At 61.4% G+C, this 9,605-nt stretch carries 8 protein-coding genes and 1 pseudogene; 6 read left to right on the forward strand and 3 right to left on the reverse strand.

What is annotated here, in order from left to right:
• Positions 1-14: 14 nt before the first annotated feature.
• Positions 15-401: pseudogene (locus B8W69_RS26445) on the forward strand (hypothetical protein); the annotation flags it as partial.
• A 578-nt stretch (positions 402-979) separates the two neighbouring features.
• On the opposite strand, the gene B8W69_RS31095 reads toward B8W69_RS26445, so the two are convergent.
• Complete coding sequence (locus B8W69_RS31095) at positions 980-1,213, reverse strand: hypothetical protein (protein ID WP_220084571.1); 234 nt, start codon at positions 1,211-1,213, stop codon at positions 980-982.
• A 38-nt stretch (positions 1,214-1,251) separates the two neighbouring features.
• Here B8W69_RS31095 and B8W69_RS26455 point away from each other — a divergent pair, with 38 nt between their 5' ends.
• The 5 genes from B8W69_RS26455 to B8W69_RS26475 all read left to right on the forward strand — a co-directional run bounded on the left by B8W69_RS26455 (position 1,252) and on the right by B8W69_RS26475 (position 5,756).
• The gene (locus B8W69_RS26455) at positions 1,252-1,926 is read left to right on the forward strand and encodes a class I SAM-dependent DNA methyltransferase (RefSeq protein WP_085292654.1); all 675 of its coding nucleotides are present in this window, start codon (positions 1,252-1,254) and stop codon (positions 1,924-1,926) included.
• Positions 1,927-1,984: 58 nt separating this feature from the next.
• Complete coding sequence (locus tag B8W69_RS26460; protein ID WP_245843379.1) at positions 1,985-2,254, forward strand: DUF1330 domain-containing protein; 270 nt, start codon at positions 1,985-1,987, stop codon at positions 2,252-2,254.
• On the forward strand, positions 2,254-2,949 hold the full coding sequence (locus tag B8W69_RS26465) for a pyridoxine/pyridoxamine 5'-phosphate oxidase (RefSeq protein ID WP_085292656.1): 696 nt from the start codon (positions 2,254-2,256) through the stop codon (positions 2,947-2,949). The genes B8W69_RS26460 and B8W69_RS26465 overlap by 1 nt, the downstream gene beginning before the upstream one ends.
• A gap of 160 nt (positions 2,950-3,109) precedes the next feature.
• The gene (locus B8W69_RS26470; protein ID WP_085292657.1) at positions 3,110-4,075 is read left to right on the forward strand and encodes an NAD(P)H-dependent flavin oxidoreductase; all 966 of its coding nucleotides are present in this window, start codon (positions 3,110-3,112) and stop codon (positions 4,073-4,075) included.
• A gap of 1,429 nt (positions 4,076-5,504) precedes the next feature.
• Entirely contained in the window at positions 5,505-5,756 is a 252-nt protein-coding gene (locus B8W69_RS26475) for a hypothetical protein (RefSeq protein WP_085292658.1), read from the forward strand.
• A 270-nt stretch (positions 5,757-6,026) separates the two neighbouring features.
• Here the strand turns inward: B8W69_RS26475 and B8W69_RS26480 are convergent, their stop codons facing one another.
• Both B8W69_RS26480 and B8W69_RS26485 read right to left on the reverse strand, forming a co-directional pair.
• Positions 6,027-6,878 carry a hypothetical protein gene (locus B8W69_RS26480; RefSeq protein ID WP_133058031.1) on the reverse strand — a complete coding sequence of 284 codons (852 nt, stop codon included), beginning with the start codon at positions 6,876-6,878 and terminating at the stop codon, positions 6,027-6,029.
• Between the two features lie 1,042 nt (positions 6,879-7,920).
• On the reverse strand, positions 7,921-9,600 hold the full coding sequence (locus B8W69_RS26485; RefSeq protein ID WP_245843380.1) for a hypothetical protein: 1,680 nt from the start codon (positions 9,598-9,600) through the stop codon (positions 7,921-7,923).
• Between the last annotated feature and the right edge of the window lie 5 nt (positions 9,601-9,605).

Here is a 9,605-nt window from a genome sequence, read left to right on the forward strand (position 1 = left end):
ATTCAGCTGAAGATAAGGAACACCTGCCGGCGACGTTCGTTTACGCCGGGATCGACGTGGAACGCTCCGGACTATTCACCGGCACCCGAGGTCGTCAGCTGGCAGGCCGCTGCGGGGTCATCCACACCGGCGCCTTCCCCGACGCCAAAGAGTGGCGACAACTCATCGCCGCCATGGAAGGCACCCTTCGACTCCACAGCCACGAGCCGGGAACCCTGGTCGCCGAAGCCCGATACTTGCACCGGCGCACCGGCGGAATGATCGGCAGCCTCGCACATCTGATCCGCGCCTCAGCGATCCAATCCATGCTTGACGGCACCGAGAAAGTCACCCGAGCGCTGATGGACACTGTGCTCATCGACTACGCCGCTCACACCGCAGCGGCACGCACCGCCAGCTGATGATGCGCCCATTGAGGGACTGGCCCGCTGGCCCACAACGGCCGCTGCCCCGCACAGTTGTCCCGTTCCAGGCAGAAACCGTGACGTCCTACGTGGCACGGCTGGCGTGCGCCAATCACCTTGATCCCGGCCAGTTGCGCCGATATGTAGCCGAATCATTCGGTGGATGTGCGCGGCTAGATTGGCTTGCGATCGCCAGTGGACTGTCTGAAACCATCCTGCGAGTGCGACTGCGCGGCTTTGCACCCGACGAACGCTCGCTGGCCAATCAACCGAACGCTCGGCGCCCGATGTGTCGGCTGTGTATGGCCCGACGAGGAATCAACGATCCGGTCTACTGCGTTGTGCCGCAGCATATTACGGTCTGTCACCGTCATCGGCTATGGACCGGAAGCCCGGTGCGCAGTATCGAAGACCAACGAGACCTACGGAACAAACCCGAGGTTCTTACCGCCGCCAAGCGGCATGCCTGGCTAGCGCGGCGGCATAGTGACGTCGAGATCGAATCCGCCGTCCGCGATGCGCGTCACTTCTGCAGATACTGGTCTAACTCCGAAAAGCACGCGGCTACAACAGTATCAAATGATGAAGTTGAAGCGCACCTCGCGGCGTATCCCGAAATTGTCGCCATCGCCGCGACGCTGCTCACCCAGAGCGCGCGTCCAGACGGACGCGGAAGATCGGCGCCTGCCGATCTGGTCCGCCGTATTAATGCCCAAACGGATCGCACCCACACTGACATCACGCCGATCGAGCAGTGGTTGCACAATCAGCGACTCGCCGCCGCACATCGGCCGGGCAGCAGAACCCATTTCGTGGCTGCACCGGCTGGGACAGGGTGCCGAGTGTGATGCACGGCGACTTCATGACCCTGACGCGTGACGGCTACGACCGTACAGCTGCCTCCTACGCTGAGCGGTTCCATAGGCATCTCGATGACAAGCCGGTCGACTTGGCCATCATCAGTGCATTCGCAAGCGTGGTTCTCAAGGGGGACAACAAGCACGTCCTCGACATAGGCTGCGGGACCGGCGCAACGACTGCGCTGTTCGCCCAATATGGGTTGAGGGCGACCGGGATCGATTTGTTCCCAAATATGCTCTCGCACGCAAGAAGGCTCAACCCAGGTCTGCAATTCACTGTCGGGTCGATGACGAGCCTCGACGCCGCCGCCGCGAGCTCCGGAGGCCTATGCGCCTGGTACTCAATCATTCACATACCCGACCAGCATCTGGCAGCTGTATTCGACGAGTTCCACCGAGTGTTAGTGCCCAACGGCCTTCTCCTGCTGGCGTTCCAAGTCGGTGATGACTCCCGCGTGCTGACCAACGCCTTCGGTCACGATGTCAACCTGACGTTCATCCGCCGGCAGCCGCGCCAAGTCGAAGATCAGCTCGCCGAGGCAGGCTTTCGCATCTACGCGAGTACCTTGCGCCAGCCCGACAACGACGGTTTCGAGTCAACCGCACATTGTTACCTCATAGCGCAGAAGAGCACATCCACCGCCGCACGGCCGCGTCGATGAACAATCGAGTCTTCGGTGCGCCCTATGGCAAGATCGACGCGTGAAACAGACGTCCTGCGTGTTGCTCTGGTGCCGGCCGGGGACGGAGAAAGCGCTCGCTGAATATGAAGATGCAGTCCTCGCATTGGTCGGCGAACACGGAGGAAAAGTTCTGCAACGTGCGCGTGGGGATGGCCGAGACGGAAATCCCTTGGAGATCCAGGTTTACGAGTGGCCATCGACGGAAGCGAGAGAAGCCTTCATGGCAGACCCCCGAAGAACTGCCATGGCTGCACAGCGGGACCGCGCAATCGCTCGGACCGATATCTTCCCTGTAGAGCTTGTGTGATGACGCCTCAACACCGCACAAATAACCCGCAGTGGTCTGATGACGACGGTGGTCGCTCATACCTTCGAGGCCTGCCCGTGTTGACGGGCAACGGCCCGGGATTTGACATTAACGCTGTTCCCGCGGATCCGGTCTCGTTGTTCATCACGTGGTTGAAGGACGCCGTCAATGCCGAGGTTCCCGAACCGCATGCGATGACGCTGTCGACTGTCGATGCTCAAGGATCACCGCGGGCCCGGGTGCTGATCCTTAAAGCCGTCGACGCGCAGGGTTGGCATTTCGCCGTCAATTCCGTAAGTCAGAAAGGGCACGACCTGTCGGCCAATCCATCTGCGGCTCTGACCTTTTACTGGCCAGCGCTGGTTCGACAAGTACGGATATGCGGCATTGTCGTCAATGACGGAGCCGAGGCGAGCGCCCAAGACTTCCTAGCCCGTCCGTTAGGGTCACGCGCGATGGCGTTGACGCTCAGGCAAAGTCAACCACTGACTGATAGTGCAGAGCTCGGTACGGAGATCGAGAAGGCCCATCGAAAACTCAGTGATAACCCGAACTTTGTTCCCGACGAATGGATCTCGTATGGCGTGCAGCCCCACCAGGTCGAATTTTGGGAAGGAACGTCAGACAGGCGCCACCTGCGACTGAGCTATCAGCGCAATGGAGAGCGTTGGGACCGCGGCCGGCTCTGGCCGTAAAGCGGCGTGCGCAGCCAACCGTGTCAACCAGCGCAGAGAACCGCCTCCCAAGAGCCATTGGCCACACCAAGTGTCCAATTGCCAGACACACCTCGATGCATCGACGTGATGAACAGTTCGGGCCAGTTCGCGTCGAATTGTGTATGCGAATATTGCTGTCATGGCTCTGCGCACGGCATTCACGGAGTTCTTCACGTCGCAGCATCCAATCGCGCTGGCGCCGATGGGTGGATCGGCAGGGGGCGCCTTGGCGGCGGCCGTCTCCAACGGAGGTGGACTGGGACTGCTGGGCGGTGGCAACGGGTGGGATCGGGATTGGCTGAACCGTGAGCTGTCGATCTTGGCCGAGGGCACCGACAAGCCTTGGGGTGTCGGCTTCCAAAGCTGGGCCGTCGACGTCAACACGGTCGAGTATGCGCTGACGCATCAGCCGAGCGCCATCATGCTGTCCTTCGGCGATCCGGCCGCCTTCGTGGAGCCGATTCGCCGAGCGAATGTGGCGCTCATCCTCCAAGTCACAGACCTTGAGGAGGCCAGACAAGCCGTGAACATCGGCGCCGATGTCATTGTGGCTCAGGGCACCGAGGGCGGTGGCCATGGCGCACGGCGCGGGCGGTCGACGCTGCCCTTCGTGCCGGTCGTCGTCGATATGGCCGCACCCACGCCAGTACTGGCCGCTGGTGGGATCGCCGACGGTCGTGGCGTTGCGGCGGCCCTCGCGTTGGGCGCTGCCGGGGCGCTCATCGGGACTCGTTTCCAAGCCACCATGGAGGCGCTCGTCGCCCCCGCGATCAGCAGGGCGCTAATCGACGGCCATGGGGAGGACACCGAGCGCAGCCGAGTGCTCGATATCGCCCGCGGCTCCCGCTGGCCGTCGAAGTACCCGGCTCGCACCCTTGGTCACCCCTTCCTTGAGCAGTGGCGGGACCGGGAAGATGAACTCGCCGCGGATGACGCTGCCAAAGCGGCATACCAAGATGGCGTGGCGCGAGGCGATCTGCTGCCACTGCCGGCCTGGGCCGGTGAGGCCGTCGATCTCATCACCGACTTGCCGTCCGCGGCCGACCTTGTCGGCGCTCTCGTTGCGCAGGCCGAGGACGCACTCGCGCGTGCGCGCACCCACTAATGTCATGGCGCCCAACGCATTCCGAAGATTGAAAAACGATGACGACATTCCAATGTCAGATGCTGAGGTCCGTCGACGCGTTCTTGACGTCACCTAGCCAGTCAACAAGCGAACTAGGCAAAAGTGCCCCAAATATATTGAGAAATTTCGGTCTTTCGATTCTCACTACATCTGGGGCAGCGCAGGTCAGAACGCTCAAAGTGCCCCAGATTCAATGAGAACGGACATGAGCGGTGCACTTCCGCGGCGCTGGCCCTGTCGACGAACCAGGCCGACGAGGCCAGCACTATTCGTCACTGTGACGAATAGTGCTGGCGCATCAACGGATTCGTGTTGACGACGGAGTGCAACAATTGCACCGACCCGCCGGCTCTACCGGCGGCGCACCGGGCGGCCGGACGGGTAAACCACCGCCGTGTCGCACTCTTGCACGACAATGCGGATATGTACACCGATCGTGATTTTCAGGCCGTCGTCGACGATTTGCGCGCACAAGAGTCAAAGTCACACAGCCGTGGACTCCAAGCGCTGTTTGAGCTGGTCGGTCCCGAAGGGGCCACAACGTCTGTGCTTCGGGCCGCAACAGACCTGTGCTGTGCGGTAGTCCGAGGCGATGGGGCTTACCGAGTTTCAGACCATGTCCGCAGCGGTGCCGCGCAGGTGTTGGCATTGTTGTTGCGCAGACTAACCGATTACACGCGCGCGGATCTGCGGGGTGCTGACTTCAGCCAAGCCCAGCCGGTGGACTTCGACGGGTGTCACCTAGCCGGCGCGGACCTGACCGGAGCCTTCTCGAAACTCGCCGTGCCAAGCCTGGCTAAAGCTGGTAGGAGCACGGCTAATAGGTCCGTTGGGACGGTGCGGTTTTGACTGGATCGCACATCTCCATTCAGGGCGGTAGCTACCAACTCTGAGCCGCCAGGCAGGTGGTTTGTACGGAAAGGCCGGGGGGACGATAGGGGCATCCCAAAACGCAGTTACCACTGTCCTTCGACCACCCGTGCCGCCCGGCAACTTTGAGGTCTCATTATCTGCTTGACTTGCCTCCGCCTTCTCTCATAGCGGGCAGTGGTGATGACTGCAAGCGGTAAGCAGTTGGGAGAGAACCTAAGCGCGAGAGGGCCTCCCGCGCCGCCGCTCGGGATGGGCTCGATTGTCTTCAATTTGCCGCTGCAGCGATGGATTTCGTAGATAAGCGTGTTCGGCTGCACTCAAGATGACCGCTGGTTCCAACACGATCGTTCCATCGGCCTGCTCGGTCGCCAGATACTTGTCGTGGTGGCCTAGTTTGCCCAGACTGATTCGGCGCCGACTATCCACTTCAATCACCACGGGTTCCACATAGTCAATGATAACCCGCCTTGCCCCAGATGTTCAATTGGGGCTTAGGGGCAACGGGGTATCGGGGTAGGATCTGAATGTGCTAGAGATGGACCCGGAGCCTCACGACGAATTGGTGCGGCTCTCCGACGCCCACCCCGCCTTAGCGGCGCGGATTGACGAATGGCTCGACCGCATCGAAGCCGATTCTGCTGCCGCGGCGGTCCGCCGGCGCCTCATCCGGCCCGGCCGGCTATGGGCGATCACCATCCCCGACCCCAACCGTGATTACCTGATCCTGTGGGACCTTGACGGCGCAACCCCGGTCATTCGCTATCTCGGCCCCGATGTGCTGACCTGACCTTCCACTTGAAACACCGCCCCGTGATGCTTCACCCGATCTCCGACTCGTCGATTATGCCGTCAAGCCGGTTCAGCGCATGGCAGATGACTGCGATGTAGTCCTCGATTTCATCGAAAATCTCTGCTCGATCTTCCCGAACATCGAAGTTCAGCGGGCCGACCGAGGGATGCCTGCTAGCGCTCGGAACGCAAACTATAGGAACCCCCGCACCAGACTTGGCCAGCGAGCTGGGTTGGCGTAGCAGGAATCTTTCAGCTCGAGGAGTAATCACGTAGGAGCGGCTAGCGCGGTGCACCGGCTCGTTGGTGTAGTCGAAAAGCTCTGCATCACGCGGCGGTTCCAGTAGCCAGCCATCAGTCTCCACTCCGCTGATTGTTTCTGCTTCCAGGTCGGTCTCGCACATGCCCCGTCCAGCAGCTCCTGGTCGAGGTGTACGAAAGTCTGTCGGGTGGGCGCGATTTCACGAGCGCGCATCTGAGAGATGAACTCGACGGTCATGATTCCAGCTCTATCGTCGATGTTCTCTGCGCACAGGGCGCGGTCGATGATGTCCCGGGCAGCTTCTTGGATGCAGTTGTGTAGAAACAGGGTCCACTCCGCGAGGCCCGGATTTTTGCTCACACTTGGCAGTGCAAGTTCAGGTTCCCGCGCGACGGCGGTCTGCGCGAGTTCCCTTGGCTGCGACAGGGGGTACATCGTTGCGGTTCGGGTTATGACGTATCCCGGCGCCGGCCCAAATGTGGTGGGGACATACCAGCCCTCGGCGGTGACGTGGTGCATCGGTTGAAGCCAGTCGCCACCATCAGTCGGGAAGGTACCGAAGATGTGTGGTTGCTCGGCGATGCCGGCCGAATCCATCGCGCTGATGAACTCGCTGATCAGCTCGTCGGTCCGGATATCGAGCGGATGGTCAAACGGTGCGCTCACCATGGGTGTCCTTTGCTCTGGAGTCGATGCCTGTTCCTGACGATAGGCGGTCCACCTCTTCTCAGCGTCCGCAGAAAACCGCCGGCCGCCCGTATAACCGCTGTCCAGATGCATAAACAGCCAGCGCCGTGCCGCGTCGGCAGGCGTTATGGGCAAATCGTCACGGCTGCCCCGGTCGGGTGGGGCCGCCATCGTGGAATTCGCTACAGCCGAAAATTCGGTGGAATTTCGGTGAAAACGCGGTGTACTAGGCGCGCCCGTTTGCGACCCGCGCTTCTACCCAGGTACCGGGCGCGGGCAACTGACCTTCGATTTCGCGGCCCGTGAGCTCTGGGTCTGCGGTGAAAACGGGACTTAGGGGGTCAAGTCCCCCCGCCTCTGGCCGGTTAGCTACCTCAACGCTACAGCTCAGCGGCAATTTCAGTTCGTGACCCTTGAGCCCGGCCGCACGACTGCCGGTGCGTTTCAGGGTCTTCGCAGCTCAGCCGGTGAAGCTGGCAAAGGTAGGCACCCAGGACATTCCGCGCATTCCCAGGCTGGTTCTCGCACTGGTTTGCCTACGTTCAGCAAACGGGGGTGCCCATATCGCGGTGGCTCCGATCAATTGACGGTTATCAGCAAAAGACTGCTTAGCTGGTTCGGCGTGTCGCGTATGACCGGCGGTGCCGGCGCAGGTCTTCCCACCCTACCAACGCGCGCAGCTCCCGAGGTCGCCTGGACAAGACCAAGACACTTGGCGTATGGGCCTGGTCTCTCATCGACGGTCGTCAAGCGACTGCAACAGGCATGAATCACCCAGGGGCGGAGTGTAAATCGTGTGCTCGCAGCGCCGACAAGAGTGGGAACGATGCATCCGTCCGCAGCGGCAGTGCGCTACTCCGACAAGCACCTGGTTGGGGCCGAGCTCCGCGGCGCATTCGGGGCATCGTGATGGGCGGGGTTCCTCCCATCCACGCCGGGTCTGCCGAAGTCCCATTTCCGCGATCGTAGCGTCGAAGTGAAGTTGAAGCGCCTGCGGCGCTACTGAACAGTGTAGGTTCTCATTCCGCCTGGCGGATGTCGAGCCGCTTACCTGCGGGTTTGTAGGATTCTCATGGAAATGGCGGACGGGTTTTTCTCATCTTCGTGGCGGATCCTATAGCCGTACGGTTGTGCATCACCTGGCGGCGATCCCATCCCTCACCTGGCGCTAATGAAGGCCTCCGCCGCACACGGTCGGACAGTAGTGTGCGAGTCAAGCCTTGGGGTGCCATCCGAACATCGCGCTGTAGAACACCGCTCTATGCGGTGGCGGGGGTTCAATCTCCCCCGGTTGAGCTTGCACACACCCGAGGAAGCGGCTCGGAAAGGAATTCTCAGCCGGCTCGCCGCCAAGCGTTGAACCCTCTCCTGCCGCAGCACCTTCAGCGTCAAGCATTCGCTGTGGTTTGTTTCGGATGATCAGCTTCGTGAACGCCTCGACGTACTCCAGTCCTGAGCGCATCAATGTGAAGCCGGTAGTAGCAAGGTCGGCGACCATCGACTGGCCTTCGAAGAACGACATCGGCTCGGTGTGCCACACGCCGAGCGCGTCATAGTGGGCTTGCGACATGTCGTTGTCGGCGCCGGGAGCCAGCTCGGGTATCCGACCCAGGTTCAGAGCGACGTTTTTGGAGCTGCCGTAGCTGCGGCCAGGATGGGCGTCGACCGCGAGGATTCCGTCGTGGATGTGGTTGCGCAACTGCTTGCAGAGCCAGGCGTACACCCGCAGGCGCGTCACATCGATAAGCAGCGACGGATCGTACTGGGTGGCGACCTCGTTCTCGACGAAAGCGCGCGAGTCCAGCGATCCACGGGCCTTCTTTTGATCAAGGGCGGGGTTGATCATCGCTTGGTAGGTACGGCCGAAGATGTCGAAAACCGCGGACAGATAAAGAAGTTCACGGTCAAACGCCTCGGCGGCCGCCTCGGTAACATCCTCGACTCGCTTCCCGTCGACTGGATTGGACAACGCAGCGAGCAGATGGTCGAGCGCTTTCGCAGCGCGAGACAATCGAATGCGGATCGACTTGAATGCCTCGGCGGCGTCGGGACCGGCTTGGGCGGCAGCGGCGAACGAGGATGCCGCATCGAAGTAGGGCAGTCCGGAGACCGTGCCCCAGTCGTACAGATTGACCACGGTACCGGCAGATTCCGTAGTCTCCCATGCGCCGCCGCCCATCAATGGTCCGCGCTCGATCGTCACGACCGGGTTGCTTGTGATCCTGAGATAGTGACCGACGAGCGGTACCACCTCGTCGGGTGTGACGCTGACAACGAGGTCGTTGTCAGACACGTCGGACCTTCCGGCGGTCGGCATATTAGTGACAATGGCGTCGAGGCCCACTGCTTTGCCGGCGGCAGCGTATGCGGCGGCGCGGTGGCGCTCGTCGAGAGTCAGGGACGGAAGGCCATTTGGTGCTGCTTGTTCGTCGAGCTGCTGATACATAGGGAAGAAGTCCGCCGTACTCCGCGACCGTTCGTTCTCGTTGACCGTCGTGTGGACAAAAAAATGAGCTGTGTCGAGCCACCGACCCACCTCCCCAATCGACGTAAAGCCGATCTCACGGATAACCGCATTCGGAATCGCGTCGGTCCATATCGCTGGGGCTCCCTGCTCCTTAGGCACCATGAGGTGCACCTCGATGAGTTCCTCGCGCTTAAGGAAGCCGGTCAGTAACCCGTCCGGAGGTTCGGGGACCGTCTCGACGTCGATCCCCAACCTGATCGTCCGCGTCGCGGGCCGCAGCGGATAGATGGGTTCGAGTTTGGTCCTCTCGTCGGGAGGCCGAATGTAGCGCATAAACCGCCAGGCAGGCTGTCCTGAATCGCCCTGGTTTTCCCGGGGGCTCGGGCTATTGGATTTCGACCAGGGGTTGGTCGGTCCGTGGTGCATCGTAG

Origin of the sequence: Mycolicibacterium vulneris (genome assembly GCF_002104765.1) — a bacterium.
Taxonomy (GTDB): domain Bacteria; phylum Actinomycetota; class Actinomycetes; order Mycobacteriales; family Mycobacteriaceae; genus Mycobacterium; species Mycobacterium vulneris.